Below are 16478 nucleotides of genomic sequence, written 5' to 3'. Positions count from 1 at the left end.
TACGCGATAGGCTTACCGAGTTGGTATGCCCTACCACTCGAACCCGCTGGACCTCGCATTTCACGCCCTAAGTGACCCGACCCGTCGCGCGGTCGTGTCGCGACTGGCGGAGGGCGAATTGCCGGTCACTGCACTGGCCGAGCCCTTCGACATGGCGTTGCCGTCCTTTGCCCAGCATCTCAAGGTGCTGGAGGATTGCGGATTGATCACCAGCGAGAAGCGCGGACGAAGCCGCTGGTGCCGCCTGGTCCCATCTCGCTTCGACGAGGCGGCGGACTGGATGGAAATCGAGCGCCGGCGTGGGGCCGAGCGGCTCGATCGTCTCGAAGCCTACCTGAACAAGACTGGAGGGCACAACGATGGAAAAGCTGTTTGACACTTGGTCGATCGAGCGCGAGATCGTGCTGGTGAAGGTGCTGAAGCACCCGCGGCATAAAGTCTTCGCTGCTTGGCTGGACCCGGCCGCTCTGGCGCAATGGTATGGCCCGGCCGGCCTCAACATTGAGAGCCACGAAGCCGATATCCGCGAGGGTGGGCAATGGCGCTTCGACATGGTGGGCATATTCGAGGGCCAAGAGCAGCGCTTCCCCAATCTCATGCGCTTCTTGAAAATCGTTCCGGATGAGCTGATCGTGGTGGACTATGGTACCCCAGACTCCGATGACCCGGACCGATTCTACATGACGATGACCTTCGATGAGCAGACCGACGGCAAGACTGTGCTGACCATGCGCCAGCTCCATCCGAGCCGCCAAAGACGCCAGGCGGTCATCGGATTCGGCGCGGTGGAGTATGGGTTGCAGACGCTGGACGGCCTCGCCACGTGGTTGGATAGTTGAGCGATGCTCATCTGGAACGTCGATGGGCGTCGCTACCGTATCCACAAATAACCGCCCACCGGGCGGATCTCGCCGGCTGCTGCAAAACTCCTCGTCACGCGGATGGGTTTGTGATTCACTGGTTTCATTGATGTGGGGGAGTGGATCGATGCGCGGCCGACCGGGTCATGGTGATGAGCTTTTCAGTTTCGTGCGGCTGGAGGACGTGTTCCGGCGGATCATCCTCTGCGGGCAATCCGGGTACTGACGGACGAGGTCCTTGGGTCGCTCAGCCTCGCTTGGAGGCGCTTTATGCACGGGTCGGCCGGCACCAGTCCCGGCTGTCTTCGGCCTGTGGGTTGCAAAAAGACGCTGGTGATTTGATCTCGATGGCTTTCCGGGATAAATGCATTTTGATTTGGAAACTGCTGTAACGGCTTCCTGGAGTGGCACGGCACAAGGAACAGAAAATGAGTAACCAGAACGGCGACGACTACGTCTATGATGACGTAACAGGTGAATGGCGCCCTGCTTCCGAAATTGCAGCAGATAAAGCCAAAGCCGCCGAAGTCCGCGATGCTTCCGGTAATCTTCTCGCCGACGGTGATTCCGTTGTGTTGATCAAGGATTTAAAGGTCAAGGGCGCTGGCCAGACATTGAAGCAAGGCACCATCGTCAAATCAATCCGGCTCACCGAAAATCCGGAAGAAATTGATTGCCGCCATGACGCAATCAAAGGGCTGGTTCTGCGCACTGAGTTCGTGCGCAAGCGTTGAAGGTAGGGGCGCAGAAACGCGGTTCATGCTGACCAGGCGGCTGTCTTTTCCACGACGGGCCGGTATTGACGGCGTGGCCGTGAAAGGTGCTGAGCTGGTCTCGGGGTGAGGGGCGGGCCAACCGTTGACCAGTCCATAGCCTACACTTCGGGGTCGATGTCTGAAGTCGCCCTGAAGACGTAGCGACAAGACCTGGAGAACTGAATGTCTGGCTTGAGGTAATCGTTCCGACGCTATCCGCGCATATCTCCATCCGGCGCTATCAACGGCATGGCTGACAGCGATCCAACCGCGCTCTTCATGTAAGTGGTCTCGGAGCTCGACGCTTTCGATTTGGCCTATCTGTACGTCATCGAAGGTGAGACCACGTTCGCGGCCAGCAGGAAAGATGAGATTGATTAGGCTGCTCTACGCCACGCGACGTTTTCGAACTCCTGTGCGAAGTGCAGTGCAGCGAGGGTAGGTGAGCCGCCATTACTATGGCCCAGCAGCAGAATGGGCGAAGCGTGCGGGTGATGGGCATAATGTGCAACAATCGGGGCGAGCTCGAATACGCCGTCTGAAAGGGCAATGTAGGGCGCGCCAAGCATCTGCGCATAGCGCAAAGTGTTTTAGTGAATGATCACGGAGTGCCGTCACCACGATGTTGTGCCGCGCGGTTTTATCTATGCCAAGATCGCCCGAGCGAATGTCGACTTTGCCGATCGTGGCAAGGCCGACCTCGGCTGCGAGCGCTGCTGCTTTTTCCATGTCGCGTGCGCCGATAGTGATGAGGAGCTCCGGATGGAGTCTGCGCAGCATCCGTGTTGTACGTGAGCCCAGGCTCCCGGTTGCGCCCAGGATCAGGACGGACTGATTTTTTGTCGCGGTCATGTGAACGTTTCCTCAGTGGGTAAAATCAAAACGGGTACCGATGGCCTTCATCTCATCGACCAAGTAGGTTGGGTCGATCAGGGATTCAGGGAGATAGAGGCCTGGAACAGGTGCGTCGCCACGTAGGCCCAGCAGCGCTTCAAGCCCTAACGCGACGCCGAGGGCCTTAAGTGGTGTTTCGGCGTGGAATATTGGACGCCAGTAAGGGGGCAACATTCCGAGCCGATTGACAGAGAGCCACATCAAGCCAGATTGCCGTGGAGCCAAAGTCCAGAAAGGTTTTCTCGAAAACCGCTTGACAACCGTCCAATATAGCGATCAATTCCTGTTTACCGGATGCGATGTACGACATACCGGACTATTGGCTGGGAGGCCTACCTTAACAGTTTTATTTTTGCTTTGGGCACCAGTGGCTCAGGCGGAGCCGTGTGTTGTGAACTCACATAGGTAATCAGGACCATCGGCTCGATAGAAGTTCAAATCAAAAAGGGGAACTTAAATGAGTGACAAGTTGACGACGACCCGCAGAACCGCGCTGAAACTGTTCGGCACAGGCGCGGCCGTTCTTGCATTGCCTTCGATTATTCGCCCGCGCCCAGCGTGGGCTGAAAACGGTGTCCTCAACGTCACAACTTACGACAAGTTCTTGCCCCAGGAATTCCTTGAAAAGTTCCAGAAGGACACCGGGATCGAAGTCAGAATCCGTCTGACCGACGACCAGGGAAAGCAGTATAATCTGCTAACGGCCGAAGGTGCTAACCCTTCAACCGACATGGTGACGGTCGCCGGTCACCGCTATTCTCAGTTCATCAGTTCGAAGCTGCTCCAGCCGCTCGACACCGGCAAGATTGCGAACTGGAAAAATCTCAACACCGCTTATCAGGATGCTCCCTGGGCGCGCATCGACGGTAATCTCTGGGGCTTGCCCATCTTGGCTGGTTATGAGGGCCTTGCCCGTAATGTCGACTATGTCAAGGAAGCGCCGAGCTGGGAGATCATGTTTGATCCGCAGTACAAGGGCCAGACCTCCTATATCGTCAGCGATTTCATGACGATTGCCATGCAATATCTCGGCCATGACGGCGACTTCGTCACCTATGCCGACAAGCCGGAAATCGCCCAAAAGGCTACCAACGAAGCACGCGACCTGCTGATCAAGCACAAGGATATGGTCCGTAAGTACTATGATGCCGGTTCCGAAGTGCAGCAGATGTTTATCAACGAGGACATCTATCTCGCGCACTCCTGGTCGGGCCCGGCTGCCAAGCTCATCATGGACGGCCATCCGATTCAGTTGTCGGTGCCGAAGGAAGGTACGTTCGGCTTCTGCTACACGCTCAACGTCGTCAACAACGCGCCAAATGCTGAGAACGCCTACAAACTGCTCGACGCAATCCTGGCCAGCCCGGAAGTCGGTGCAGCCATGACCCGCCAGTCGGGCTACAGCTCGACGATGAACGGCGTTGCTGACTTGCTCAACGACCGTGAAAAGCTCGCTTCGACGCTGCCTCAGGAAGAAGTCGACCGCATCATCTTCTTCTCGTCGATCAACCGCGACATGAAGAACGAGATGATCGACCGCGCGACTGCAGAGGTCAAGGCGGCCTAACGAGGCCAAGCCTGCATAAGCCTTCACCTGCTCCGGAGCATTCGATGATCTCCGGGCAGGTGGCGGCCAAGGGCCTGCAAGCCTAACAACGCGCAATGACTGACCGCCGGTTATAAGGCGGCACCAGTTGGGCTGCGCCAACCGAGATTTTTTGATGGTGAATAGCAACACGATAGCCGGGGACGCGGCAGGGCGCAGTGCGTCCATACCCAAATACTCGACCGGCATAGCGCGGATCGTCAATTCCGCAATCTACCGGCACACGCTGGGAGCCGCAGTCGAGTCGCCGATCGGCCGCGTCATCCTTTTGGCCGGCGTGCCGCTGATCTGGCTGGTCATGCTGCATATCGGCCCGATTTATCAGATGCTGAAGATCAGTCTTCTGTCCCACTATCCGGTCCAGCCGGGCGTGGAATCGCATTTCACCTTCGACAACTATGCGATCTTTTTCCGGGAGTCGCTCTACTTCACGCCCCTGATCAAGAGCTTCATCTTTGCAACGGCAGCAACCGCCGCCACTTTGGTCGTGGTCTATCCGGTCGCCTACTATGTCGCCAAGATCGTCAAGCCGGAAGGCCGTTCCAAAGCGCTGCTGCTGCTCTTGGTGCCCTTCTGGGCTGGAGAGTTGATCCGCACATTTTCGGTGATCATGCTTCTGGCCAATCGCGGTGCCGTCAACGTGCTGTTGCGCGAAATCGGACTGATCGACCGGCCAATTCCGATGCTCTACACATCATTCTCTCTCGGCTTCGGACTGGTCTACCTTATCTGCCTGTATATGCTTCTGCCGCTTTATTCGGCGATCGAGAAGATCCCGGGCCAGTATCTCGATGCCGCTGCCGACCTCGGTGCTGGACCGTTCACGCGCTTCCGCAGAATCATCCTGCCGCTGTCCAAGGATGGTATCGTGTCCGGGTGTTCTCTGGTGTTTTTGACCTGCATCGGCGTCTTTGCGACCCCCATGCTGCTCGGCGGCCCCAACACCGTGCTGTTCCCCGAAACGATCAGCGGCTTCTTCCATGGCGCCAGCGACAAATGGCCGGTGGGTGCAGCCTTTGCTTTGATCATGCTGGTAACAGCTTTGATCGCCGCCGGCATCTTCATGCGCCTCGTCGGCGGTAAGAAAGGGAGTGCCTTCTGATGCGCAACATGGTTTCCGACGCTCCGCGCACAACGCTGACTGCGTTCTACTGGGCCTTTATCCTCTATCTGCTGCTGCCGCTCACGCTGATGATGGCGATGAGCTTCAAGGACGCCAATTTCGTCGCATTCCCGATAGGTGACTGGACGTTCGACTGGTACGCCAAGGTCATGCAGGACAAGCAGTTCCTGGAAGCATGCCTCTATTCGATCATGATCGCTGCCGCCTCTACGCTGGCCGCGACCACGCTCGGCACCTGGATCGCCATGCTGATCGTCGCGGATGGCATACGCGGCCGGACGATCATCTTCGCGCTTGCCTGCCTTCCTGCCGTCGTGCCGGGGATGATTTCAGCGATTTCTCTGCGCATCTTCATCTCGACCATCGACATGCCGACGGGAACGGCAGCCATCATCCTGGGCCACACCGTCCACGCGGTACCGTTCGTGGTGGTGATGGCGCTGACACGCCTTCGCTCCATGCCACGCAACCTCGTCGATGCGGCGCGCGATCTCGGTGCTGACGGTGTCGTTGCCTTCTTCCGCGTCACGCTTCCCTATCTGGGACCCGCGCTGTTTGGCGGCATGATCTTCTGTGTCCTGCTGTCGATCGACGATTTTGTCCGCACCTTCTTCCTGGGCGGATACCGCCCGACGCTGCCCATGCTGATCTTTGCCAAGGTGCAAGGCGGCATGTCTCCTGAAATCAACGCAATGGCGACGATTGTCCTGGTGGTTACGGCCGCTGTCGGATTGTACGCCGAATTTATCACCCGCCGTGCGAGGACTCGCTGATGGAACCCGTCGTCCAATTCGACAATGTCAACAAGAGCTACGGCAAGCATGTCGCCGTCGATAACCTGAACCTGAGCATCGAGGCCGGCAAGTTCGTCACACTGCTCGGGCCGTCCGGTTGCGGAAAATCCACCTCCCTTCGCATGCTTGGCGGATTCGAGACGCCAACGTCCGGCCGCATCATGCTGAGCGGCAAGGACGTGACGCGGGTTCCGCCCAACAAGCGCAACGTCAACATCGTTTTCCAGGACTACGCGCTGTTTCCCCATATGAGCATCGCCAAGAACATTGCCTTTGGACTTGAGCTGAAAGGCTTCGACAACCAGCGCATTCATCGCCGGGTGTCGGAGCTGCTGGAACTCGTGCAGCTTCAGGATTATGCCGCGCGTCTGCCGGCCGAACTGTCCGGCGGCCAGCGCCAGCGCGTAGCGTTGATGCGTGCGCTGGCGCCGGATCCGGACGTGCTTCTGCTTGACGAGCCACTTTCCGCGCTCGATGCCAAGCTGCGCCAGCAGATGCAGATCGAACTCAAGGCGATCCAGGAGAAAACCGGCAAGACCTTCATGTTCGTGACCCACGACCAGGAAGAAGCACTGACCATGTCCGATACGATCGTGGTGATGAACAAGGGCCGTATCGAGCAGATGGGCGACCCTAACACGCTCTACGGGCGGCCCGGCTCCGTCTTCGTTGCCAATTTCATCGGCGAAACCAACCTGCTGCGCAGCACGGTGATCAGCTCGGAGGGTGATGTTGCCGCTTTGAATTGGAACGGCATCACCATTACCGCAAATCCCGGCGGGCTCGCGCCCCGGCATGGCGAACACCTCTACGTCGTTCTGCGACCCGAGGCGATCCATTGCTCGGCTGCGGAGCCAGTCAGCGGGAACCGCGTCAAGGGCAAGATTCGCCAGCGCGTCTTCAAGGGCAACCATACCTCGCTGATGGTCGAAGTCGGAGGCGGCGCGATGCTCAACACGCTCGTGCACCCGAGCGACGTTGCCCAGCTGGGCGGCGAAGACATCTGGCTCGGCTGGAAGCCCGAAACCACGACGGTCATTCCAGACCGGCATGCCCACAATTGATAAAAAACCGCGCCCCGCATCCATTGGAATGTGGGGCAGAGACCAGCAGGGCAGTCAATGCGAACCACACGTTCCATCGACCGGCGGAGATGAACCATGGCCTATAACGTACAGACACCGCTCCAATCCGCGGCGGCGAGCCTGCCGGAGCTGGAACAGCGCGTGCGCGACGATCTTGCCTGCCTGTGCTATCCGCCGGCAAACTGGGTGGTCCCGACGGTGGCTGACGGCAGGGAGAAGGTGCACGATGTCGTCGTTATCGGCGGCGGCATGTGCGGTCTGGTCACCAGCTTTGCACTGATCGGTGCCGGTATTCAGAACATCCGTATCTTCGACCGCAATCCACAAGGCCGCGAGGGGCCGTGGCTGACCTATGCCCGCATGGAAACCTTACGTTCGCCCAAGCAACTGACCGGTCCGGCCTATGGCATGGCGTCGCTGACCTTCCGCGCCTGGTACGTTGCCCAGTTTGGCAACGACACATGGGCAACGCTCGACAAAATCCCGCGGCCGATGTGGATGGAATATCTATGCTGGTACCGCAAGGTGCTCGACCTGCCGGTCGAGAACGGCGTCGAAGTCAAGACGATCCTGCCCGAAGGGCCGTTGATGCGGTTGACGCTGGCGGGCGAGGGCGCTCGTGAAAAATCGGTGCTCGCCCGCAAGGTGGTCATGGCAACCGGCCGCGACGGAATGGGCCACCCCAGTATTCCCGGATTCGTCGAAGGACTGCCGCAGAAATATTGGGCGCACTCGTCGCATGAGATCGATTTTGCCGCCCTGCGCGGCAAGCGGATCGCGGTTGTCGGCGTCGGCGCGTCGGCAGTCGACAATGCCGCCGAGGCCCTGGAGGCAGGGGCAGCAGAAGTTCGCCATCTGATCCGCCGCAAGGAAATGCCCTGCGTCAACAAGCTGATGGGCATCGGCTCGTTCGGATTTACCGCGGCCTTTCCCCAGCTTGGCGACGCTAGGCGCTGGCAGATCATGAACTATTCACTGCGTACGCAGACGCCCGCACCCCGTGGCTCGACGATGCGCGTCAGCCGTCATCCGAACGCCTATTTCCATTTTGATGCGGCGGTCGAAACGACGAAAATCGACGGCGATGAGATCGTTATTCAGACATCGCAGGGCAAGCCGGTGCGCGCCGACTTCCTCATCCTTGGCACCGGTTTCGGCGTCGATCCACTGGCGCGCAAGGAACTCGACGGTTACGCCGACAAGATCCTGTTGTGGCAGGACCGCTTCACGCCACCGGTCGGCCAGGAGAATGCTGATCTGGGTAGGTTTCCCTATCTCGCCAATGACTTCACCTTCCTTGAGCGCGAGCCGGGGCAGGCGCCGTGGCTTGCCAATATTCACAGCTTCAATTCGGGCGCCACGGCAAGCCTTGGAAAGGTCAGTGGCGACATTCCTGGCATCAGCGAAGGCGCGGCATGGCTGGCACAGGAGATTGCCGCGAAACTCTATACCGAGAATTTTGACCAGTATTGGCAGCGGCTGCTCGACTACGACACCCCCGAACTGCGCGGCGACGAGTGGACGGCATCACCCTTGCCCGGCAGCACGCAGAACACCGCCCGCAAGCAGGCATAGGAGGACGACGGCATGGCTGAAAACGAGGACGTGATTGCCGCGATCGCCGGCATTGAACCCGGCAGCGCGTTCGCCGAAGTGGTGGCGGGAAGGGCCGACATCATGGCGCTGACCCAGCAAACCCACGACGGCGCTCTGACACCGGAAAATCCTGGCGGCCTATCGCATGCAGAGCGCGCGGCACTCGCCTGGCGCATAGCAAAGATCAACGATCACAAGGCTTTCGAAGACCATTTCGAAGCGATGCTGGAGAAGGCCGGCGCGCCGGACAATGCCGCCCGCCTCGCCGACATCTGGTTCGACGGTGGCAGCGACCTTCGAACGAAGGCGCTTATCCGGCATGTCGATCTGGTCGCACACGCGCCCAAGGAGGCGACGCGCCGTGACATCGAGTTGCTGCAGGAAGCCGGGATTGCCGACGCAGACATCGTGCGACTATCGGAACTTGTTGCGTTCGTCAGTTATCAGATCAGGGTCGCCGCCGGTCTGCAATTGATGCGGGAACTTGCATGAGCAACATTGTCCACGATTTTACCACCGACATCCCGGTCTGGAAGCCCTATGTGGCACCGCTTGATCTTGCCGAAGCGAGTGCCGAGCAACTTGAGGCGCTGAAGATCACGCCGTCAAATACCAAGGTTTCGGACTATGTTCTTGTGCTTGCGCATGACGTCGAAACCTTGAAACACAGATCGCCGCTGTTCAACGCGGTGATGTACAACCGCGGTGGCCTGTCGCGCGCCGAGCGTGAAATCGGAGCGGTCGGTGCGTCCATTGTCAACCGCTGCATCTACTGTGCCGCCGTTCATGCCAGCCGCTACAACCAGCTGACCAAGGATGAGGACGTCATCGCGGCGATCTTTTCCGATGGCGTCGATGCAGAGATCGATCCACGCCTGAAGGCGATCCTGACATTCGCGGTCAAGCTTTCCAAATGCCCTTCCGATGCAAACACTGCCGATATGGCAGCACTCGTGGAGGCCGGTCTGGGCAAGGACGAGATCCTCGATCTCATTCTGTCCACATCGCTATTCGGCTGGGCAAACCGGCTCATGCACACACTTGGCGAGCCGATCACAGAGTGATTGGCCGCAACGCTTACGGGCTCGGAGAAGGGGGACAAAACATGCTTTCGATCAATCCGCCCGAAATCGGGCCACGCTTGCAGGCCTATCGAAAAGAACTCAATCTGACGCTCGCGGAACTTGCCGCAATGTCCGGTGTGTCGCGTTCGATGCTGTCGGAAATAGAACGGGGCAATGCCAATCCGACCTATGGAACCCTCTGGCACCTGACGCGCGCGCTGAAGATCGATCTCAACAGTTTGATCGGCGGCGCCAGCGAGGAGCGGGGCGGCGGCTCGATTATCGACCTGCAACCGGGGAACCTGACGCCGACCATTCGCAGCGCCGACGGCAGCTGCACGCTGCAGATCCTGTCACCAGCCAATATGGTTTCGCTGATCGAATGGTATCTCCTGAGCTTTGAACCAGAAGGGGAGCTGGCAAGTGACCCGCACGGAGCAGGTACCATCGAGCATTTGCACTGCACCAAAGGCGAGATCCTGGTCAGAAGCGCCGGCAGCACAATGACGGTGCGGGCGGGCGAGACGGCACGCTATGCCGCCGACGTGCCCCATTCGCTGAAGAGCGTCGGCCCGGTCGGGGCCGGAGCATTCCTGGTGGTTGCATCCGGCGATGTCGTGCCGGGCGCACAACGGACGTCGATACGTCCAAAATGATGGCCGGGTTGTGCCGGTTCAATAGATTGACGAGAAAAGGAAATTGTAATGCGGGTAGGTATTGTTGGTGCGGGTTCGATCGCTTATGGAACCGCTGCTCTTGTTGAGCAGCAAGGGCACAAGGTGACCTTGTGGTCGCCATCCGGCGAACGCACCAAGGCGTTGGCCGCTGGCGAAGCACTCGTTGCCGATGGGGCAATCAAGGGCACGTTCCATCCGGCCGTTGCAGCGAGCGCTGCAGAACTCGTCGCTGGCGCAGACGTGCTCGTCGTTGCGCTTCCTGCCTATGGCCACAAGACCGTTCTCGACGCGATCGCACCGTATGTTACGTCACAGCAGACCGTTGTCTTCAGTTCTCATGCTTCGTTTGGTGCGCTGTATCTTTCACGCCTGCTCGCCGAGCGTGGCGTCATCGCCACGATTGTCGCCTGGGGCACCACCGCTGTGACCGGAAGACAGCAAGGCCCGACATCGGTCAATGTGAACACAGTCCGCAAACAGGTTGACCTTGCAACCGTGCCTGCCTCGCGCAGCGCCACCGGTCTCGCCGTCTGCAAGGACCTGTTTGGCGACCGCTTCCTTGATCGCGGCAGCCTGATGGCGATCGCGCTCTCCAACCTCAATCCGCAAAATCACATGGGCATCGCGCTCGGCAACATGACTCGCATGGAGCGGGGGGAAAGCTGGAGCCAGGGTCAGAACGTCACGCCGAATGTCGGACGTCTTCTGGAGGATCTTGATCAGGAACGGATCGCCATTGCCACCAAGCTTGGTCTTGACGTGCGCAATATCTTCCAGCATTTCCATCTTTCATTCCATGTGCCGATCAGCTCGATCTCCCAGATGAACCAGGAGATGCACGAAGCGGGCAATGGCGGCAGCGGCCCGACCACGGCCGACAGCCGATATGTGACCGAAGATGTCCCGTTCGGACTGGTGATGACGGCGAAGATCGGCCGCCTCGCCGGTTACCCTGCGGAGCTACATGAAGCCGGCGTACGGATTTTCTCAGCCATGTATGGCCGCGACTTCACCGCCGAGAACGACCTTCTCTCCGCTCTGGAGCTGGATGCGATGTCGTTGGAGGAACTGAAGAACCTCTGCCATAACGGGTTTGCCGCTGCTGCGGCCTGATCGTTATCGGTTCCTTTGCTCTTGCGTCAGGTGGACTGCCGGACGCTGACCAATCCGAAGGAGAGGAGGGCGGTATCAAGCCCTCCTCATCGTTCTCCAACAAGGTTTCCAAAATGCTGTTGCGCGAAAAGCGTCACCGGCTCAAGCGAGGTTGCATTTGCAATGACAAGCGCATTTTTGTCCCATCTCTCCACGGAGCTTTCCGGTTTGAAGTCATTGGGGCTTTACAAGTCGGAGCGTGTGATCGTGTCCAAGCAGGCTGGCGAGATTGAGGTTGCGTCCGGTGCGAAGGTTTTGAACTTTTGCGCCAACAATTATCTCGGGCTTGCCGACAATGCCGAGCTGATTGCGGCTGGCAAGCAGGCGCTCGATCGTTACGGTTACGGCATGGCCTCGGTCCGTTTCATCTGCGGCACCCAGGAAGAGCACAAGCAGCTTGAGGCGCGGATTTCGTCGTTCCTCGGACTGGAGGACACGATCCTCTATTCCTCCTGCTTCGATGCCAATGGCGGTCTGTTCGAGACGCTGCTTGGCGAAGAGGACGCGATCATTTCCGATGCGCTCAACCACGCCTCGATTATCGATGGCGTGCGGTTGTCGAAGGCCAAACGCTTTCGTTACGCCAACAACGATATGGCGGCGCTCGAAGAAGAGCTGAAGAAAGCCGAGGGCGTGCGTTTCAGGCTGATCGCCACCGACGGCGTCTTCTCGATGGATGGCATCATCGCCAATCTGCAAGGGGTCTGCGATCTCGCCGACAAGTATGGCGCCATGGTGATGGTCGATGACAGCCATGCCGTCGGTTTCGTCGGCAAGCATGGCCGTGGTTCGGCCGAATATTGCGGCGTCGAGGGCAGGGTGGATATCATCACCGGCACGCTCGGCAAGGCGCTTGGCGGCGCCTCTGGCGGTTATACGTCGGCGAAGAAGGAAGTGGTCGACTGGCTGCGCCAGCGCTCACGGCCCTATCTGTTTTCCAATACGCTCGCCCCGGTGATTGCGGCTGCCTCGCTAAAAGTGTTCGACCTGATCGACAATGGCGAGGCGCTGCGGTCGCGGCTTGAAGCCAATGCGACGCTGTTCCGCAGCGAAATGGGCAAGCTGGGCTTCACGCTCGCCGGTGAGGGTCATCCAATCATCCCGGTGATGCTCGGCGATGCGTCGCTGGCACAGGCTTTTGCTGCCAAGATGCTGGAAAAGGGCGTCTATGTCGTCGGCTTTTCCTTCCCCGTCGTGCCGAAAGGCCAGGCCCGCATCCGCACCCAGATGTCGGCGGCGCATAGCGAGGCGGATGTGCGTCGCGCGATCGCGGTGTTCGAAGAGGTCGGTCGCGAGCTGGGCGTGATTTGATGATTGCAGGGCTGCCCCTCATCCGCCCTGTCGGGCACCTTCTCCCCGCAAACGGGGAGAAGGGAGAGGCGGCAGCCTCCGTCGTCCCCTCTCCCTGCTTGCGGGGAGAGGGCTAGGGTGAGGGGCGGCGTGTAGCGCTTTAATTATTTGAGGACATGAAACATGACAAACATGATGAAGGCGCTCGTCAAATCCAAAGCTGAAACCGGCCTGTGGATGGAGCATGTGCCGGTGCCGGAACCCGGTCCCAACGATGTTCTGATCAAGGTAAAGAAATCGGCGATCTGCGGCACGGACGTGCATATCTGGAACTGGGACCAGTGGGCCCAGAAGACCATTCCCGTGCCGATGGTCGTCGGTCACGAGTTCGTCGGCGTGATTGCGCAGATCGGATCGGCCGTCACCAAATACCATGTCGGCGAGCGGGTATCGGGCGAGGGGCATATCGTCTGCGGCAAATGCCGCAACTGCCGGGCGGGCCGCGGGCATCTGTGCCGCAACACGCTGGGCGTCGGGGTGCATCGCCCGGGTTCTTTCGGCGAATATGTCTGCATTCCGGAATATAACGTTGTCGCCATTCCCGACGATGTGCCGGACGAGGTGGCGGCGATCTTCGACCCGTTCGGCAATGCCGTGCATACCGCACTCTCCTTCGATCTGGTGGGCGAGGATGTGCTTGTCACTGGCGCCGGCCCGATCGGCATCATGGGCGCGATGGTTGCCAAGCGCTCCGGCGCGCGCAAGGTCGTGATCACCGATATCAATCCAGTGCGGCTGGCGCTGGCCGAAAAGATGGGCATCGATTATGTCGTCGATGCGTCGAAGGAAAACCTCGCCGATGTGATGAAGCGGATCGGCATGACTGAGGGGTTCGATGTCGGGCTAGAAATGTCGGGTGCTGCCCCTGCCTTCCGCGACATGATCGACAAGATGAACAATGGCGGCAAGATTGCCATTCTCGGCATTGCGCCGACCGGCTTTGAGATCGACTGGAACAAGGTGATCTTCAAGATGCTCAATCTCAAGGGCATCTACGGCCGCGAAATGTTCGAGACCTGGTACAAGATGATTGCCTTCGTGCAAGGCGGCCTCGACCTGTCGCCGATCATCACCCACCGCATCGGCATCGACGATTTCCGTGAGGGTTTCGAGGCGATGCGCTCCGGAAACTCAGGAAAGGTTGTCATGGATTGGTAGGGCGGGTGAGGGCATACGGACAAGGTTAATTGGGAACGGCCAGGCGGCGGGGAGATCGGAATGCCAACTCACTCTTGCGAGAAGTCTTCCCCGCCGAGGTGCTTTGAATGATGAACATCGCGCAATCTGCAAACCCGCAGGAAAACTGGAACCGCCGGATGTTAACCTTGGCGTTTCCCATCTTTCTTGCCAACCTGGCTCAACCGATCCTGTCATTGGTCGATACGATGGTGGCAGGGCATCTGCCGGGTTCGTCCTATCTCGGCGGCGTCGCGCTCGCCGGTGTGCTGTTCAATTTCCTGTTCTGGAGTTTCAGCTTCCTGCGGATGGCGACTACCGGTCTGGTTTCGCAGGCCTGGGGTGCCAACGATAGCGCTCTCATGCGCCTGCATCTGCTCAGAGCGCTTCTCATTGCCGCCGCCGGCGGTGCAGGGATCATTATCCTGCAAAAGCCGATCATCGAGATTGGTTTGGGATTCCTCGGCGGCAGCGCGGCCGTCTATGAAAGCGCTTCGGCTTACGCCTTCGCCCGAATCTGGTCGGCCCCCGCCACCCTTGGTAATTTTGTTCTGCTCGGCTATCTCCTCGGCCGCCAGCGGGTGATGGTTTCACTCGGCTTGCAGATCGCGCTGAATGTGATCAATCTCGCCGCGACACTGACGCTGGTCTTCGTTTTCGAGTGGGGGGTCGCCGGCATTGGCGCAGGTACGGCGCTGGCGGAATGGGCTGCTTTCATCGCGGGGCTTGTAATCGTCAAGCCTTTTGGCGCGCGCCCGGCGGTGGGGTTGCGGGATTTGCTGGATAGGCTTGCATTTCAACGATTGATCGCAGTCAACCGTGACATATTCCTGCGCAGTCTGTTCTTGCTGATCTGCTTCGGCTGGTTTGCTCGCAGCGGTGCCGCAGAAGGTGATGCCATTCTGGCCGCCAACGCCGTCCTTCTCAATCTCCATGGCATCACTTCGTACGGGCTGGACGGGTTTGCCCATGCCACCGAAACCCTCGTCGGTTCCGTCATTGGCGCACGGCGCAGAGACGCCCTTGCCCGCGTAATCAAGGCCGCCCTCCTTTGGTCGGGTCTGGTCGCGCTGTTATTTTCGCTTTGTTACGCGTTCGCGGGTCCGTCGATCATAGCACTTCTGACCAACCAGGAGGATGTGCGCACGGCCGCCGTCACGTTCCTTCCTTATCTGGTCGTATTGCCGGTCGTCTCGGTGACAAGCTACATGCTCGACGGCGTCTTCATCGGTGCAATGCGCACAAGGGAATTGCGCAACAGCATGTTCATCTCGACCGTCATCTTTCTTGTGACAGCCTATGTGCTGCAACAAATCTGGAGCAATCATGGGCTGTGGATCGCGATGATGGTCCTGATGCTTGCCCGCGCCGTGACGCTGGGGCTCGGCCTGAAGCACAGGGATTTTGTTGACGCGCAAGATTTCTAAGAGACCTGTGTACGGGATGCATCTCGCGTTGATTTTATGTGATCTTTTCGACTTCTGGGGTAAAGGGCGCGGAGATATCAGCGTCGACAACCTAAATGTTTGATTCCAGACTTTGATGATGCAGTCTTCTCGCAGGTTTGGAGGGATTCGCTATGGGACAGGTTCTACACGGCAACGCCACGACGACAGAGGCAATCCGTCGAACGGTACAAAATAGTCAAGAGAGCTTGAGGGCACTCTCCAAGCGCTACGGGATCAATCAGAAGACCGTGGCCAAGTGGCGTAAGCGCGCTTCGACGGCCGAACTTCCGACTGTTCCAAAGGAGGCGAAATCGACATTCCTTTCGGTAGAAGAAGAGGCAGTGATCGTTGCTCTCCGCCGCTATACCTTGCTGCTACTGGACGACTGCCTTTTGTGCGCTGAGGCCGACTATACCGTACCTGACCCGGTCTTCCTTGCATCGCTGCCTGCAACGCTATGGCATCAGCCGCCAGCCGCCAGCCGCCAACTGCCTGCCGGATGTCGAAGGCCGCCAATCCTCGGAGTGGTCGGTGCTGAGGATTTGGAAGACCTTCTACGTCGACACCATGAACCGCGGCCGAACTTGAGGCCATCGCCACGTTGGAGACACTGGCCCAAGGCTGGCGCGATCACACTTTACGCAGGCGTTCATCCGGCAACGTAGAAGACTGGTCATCGCGTCTCGGTGGATCGCAATAAATCAAAGCGGAGTGGATATCGACCTCGCCGGCAAGTTTCCGGGCGGAACGCTCGGCCTGGCGCTGGCCGCGCCGGTCAAGCTTGCCGATGACGGCGTCGATCTGTCCAACTCACCACGGGCGAAAATGAGGAGCTCACGAGGATCAGGCCGCTCGTCGCCCTCGAGGCGAAAGTTTCTTCGATGTTCCATAACTTACA

General features: G+C 59.1%; 16 protein-coding genes and 3 pseudogenes. 18 read left to right on the top strand and 1 reads right to left on the bottom strand.

Annotated features, from left to right (window positions below; all coding sequences use genetic code 11):
- Positions 1-25 precede the first annotated feature (25 nt).
- The 4 genes and pseudogenes from ACSQ3J_RS20795 to ACSQ3J_RS20780 all read left to right on the top strand — a co-directional run bounded on the left by ACSQ3J_RS20795 (position 26) and on the right by ACSQ3J_RS20780 (position 1594).
- Complete coding sequence (locus ACSQ3J_RS20795; protein WP_436040041.1) at positions 26-376, top strand: ArsR/SmtB family transcription factor; 351 nt, start codon at positions 26-28, stop codon at positions 374-376.
- Positions 360-839 (top strand): SRPBCC family protein, encoded by a 480-nt coding sequence (locus ACSQ3J_RS20790; protein WP_436040040.1) that lies wholly within the window; start codon positions 360-362, stop codon positions 837-839. The genes ACSQ3J_RS20795 and ACSQ3J_RS20790 overlap by 17 nt, the downstream gene beginning before the upstream one ends.
- Positions 840-987: 148 nt before the next feature.
- Positions 988-1112, top strand: a pseudogene (locus ACSQ3J_RS20785) (IS5/IS1182 family transposase); the annotation flags it as partial.
- Positions 1113-1288: 176 nt separating this feature from the next.
- Positions 1289-1594 (top strand): alkylphosphonate utilization protein, encoded by a 306-nt coding sequence (locus tag ACSQ3J_RS20780; RefSeq protein ID WP_060506820.1) that lies wholly within the window; start codon positions 1289-1291, stop codon positions 1592-1594.
- A 477-nt stretch (positions 1595-2071) separates the two neighbouring features.
- Here the strand turns inward: ACSQ3J_RS20780 and ACSQ3J_RS20775 are convergent, their stop codons facing one another.
- A complete protein-coding gene (locus tag ACSQ3J_RS20775; protein ID WP_436040039.1) occupies positions 2072-2467 on the bottom strand; it encodes a hypothetical protein in 396 nt (131 codons plus the stop codon).
- A gap of 499 nt (positions 2468-2966) precedes the next feature.
- Between ACSQ3J_RS20775 and ACSQ3J_RS20770 the strand changes: the two genes are divergently transcribed.
- The 14 genes and pseudogenes from ACSQ3J_RS20770 to ACSQ3J_RS20705 form a co-directional block, all read left to right on the top strand.
- Positions 2967-4076 (top strand): extracellular solute-binding protein, encoded by a 1110-nt coding sequence (locus tag ACSQ3J_RS20770; RefSeq protein WP_060506818.1) that lies wholly within the window; start codon positions 2967-2969, stop codon positions 4074-4076.
- 154 nt (positions 4077-4230) lie between these two features.
- Positions 4231-5217 (top strand): ABC transporter permease, encoded by a 987-nt coding sequence (locus ACSQ3J_RS20765; RefSeq protein WP_060506817.1) that lies wholly within the window; start codon positions 4231-4233, stop codon positions 5215-5217.
- Positions 5217-6011 (top strand): ABC transporter permease, encoded by a 795-nt coding sequence (locus ACSQ3J_RS20760; RefSeq protein ID WP_060506816.1) that lies wholly within the window; start codon positions 5217-5219, stop codon positions 6009-6011. Before ACSQ3J_RS20765 ends, ACSQ3J_RS20760 begins: the two co-directional genes overlap by 1 nt.
- Positions 6011-7096 (top strand): ABC transporter ATP-binding protein, encoded by a 1086-nt coding sequence (locus ACSQ3J_RS20755; RefSeq protein WP_060506815.1) that lies wholly within the window; start codon positions 6011-6013, stop codon positions 7094-7096. Before ACSQ3J_RS20760 ends, ACSQ3J_RS20755 begins: the two co-directional genes overlap by 1 nt.
- A gap of 96 nt (positions 7097-7192) precedes the next feature.
- Entirely contained in the window at positions 7193-8692 is a 1500-nt protein-coding gene (locus tag ACSQ3J_RS20750) for an NAD(P)-binding domain-containing protein (protein ID WP_436040038.1), read from the top strand.
- A 12-nt stretch (positions 8693-8704) separates the two neighbouring features.
- Positions 8705-9205 carry a CMD domain-containing protein gene (locus ACSQ3J_RS20745; RefSeq protein WP_060506813.1) on the top strand — a complete coding sequence of 167 codons (501 nt, stop codon included), beginning with the start codon at positions 8705-8707 and terminating at the stop codon, positions 9203-9205.
- On the top strand, positions 9202-9777 hold the full coding sequence (locus tag ACSQ3J_RS20740; protein WP_060506812.1) for a peroxidase-related enzyme: 576 nt from the start codon (positions 9202-9204) through the stop codon (positions 9775-9777). The genes ACSQ3J_RS20745 and ACSQ3J_RS20740 overlap by 4 nt, the downstream gene beginning before the upstream one ends.
- A gap of 41 nt (positions 9778-9818) precedes the next feature.
- On the top strand, positions 9819-10433 hold the full coding sequence (locus tag ACSQ3J_RS20735) for a helix-turn-helix domain-containing protein (RefSeq protein WP_082512331.1): 615 nt from the start codon (positions 9819-9821) through the stop codon (positions 10431-10433).
- A gap of 48 nt (positions 10434-10481) precedes the next feature.
- Positions 10482-11567, top strand: coding sequence for an NAD/NADP octopine/nopaline dehydrogenase family protein (locus ACSQ3J_RS20730; protein ID WP_060506811.1), 1086 nt, complete (start codon positions 10482-10484; stop codon positions 11565-11567).
- Positions 11568-11729: 162 nt separating this feature from the next.
- Positions 11730-12917 (top strand): glycine C-acetyltransferase, encoded by a 1188-nt coding sequence (locus ACSQ3J_RS20725; RefSeq protein WP_436040037.1) that lies wholly within the window; start codon positions 11730-11732, stop codon positions 12915-12917.
- A 162-nt stretch (positions 12918-13079) separates the two neighbouring features.
- Positions 13080-14114, top strand: coding sequence for an L-threonine 3-dehydrogenase (tdh, locus tag ACSQ3J_RS20720; protein WP_436040036.1), 1035 nt, complete (start codon positions 13080-13082; stop codon positions 14112-14114).
- A gap of 107 nt (positions 14115-14221) precedes the next feature.
- On the top strand, positions 14222-15559 hold the full coding sequence (locus ACSQ3J_RS20715; protein ID WP_436040034.1) for an MATE family efflux transporter: 1338 nt from the start codon (positions 14222-14224) through the stop codon (positions 15557-15559).
- A gap of 152 nt (positions 15560-15711) precedes the next feature.
- A pseudogene (locus ACSQ3J_RS20710) lies at positions 15712-16090 on the top strand (IS481 family transposase); the annotation flags it as partial.
- Between the two features lie 210 nt (positions 16091-16300).
- Positions 16301-16384: pseudogene (locus ACSQ3J_RS20705) on the top strand (alpha/beta hydrolase); the annotation flags it as partial.
- Between the last annotated feature and the right edge of the window lie 94 nt (positions 16385-16478).

Source organism: Rhizobium sp. LjRoot98 (assembly GCF_964252935.1).
Lineage (GTDB): Bacteria > Pseudomonadota > Alphaproteobacteria > Rhizobiales > Rhizobiaceae > Pararhizobium.
Note: the sequence above shows the minus strand (reverse complement) of the source record. Positions and strands in the feature narration are given on the sequence as shown.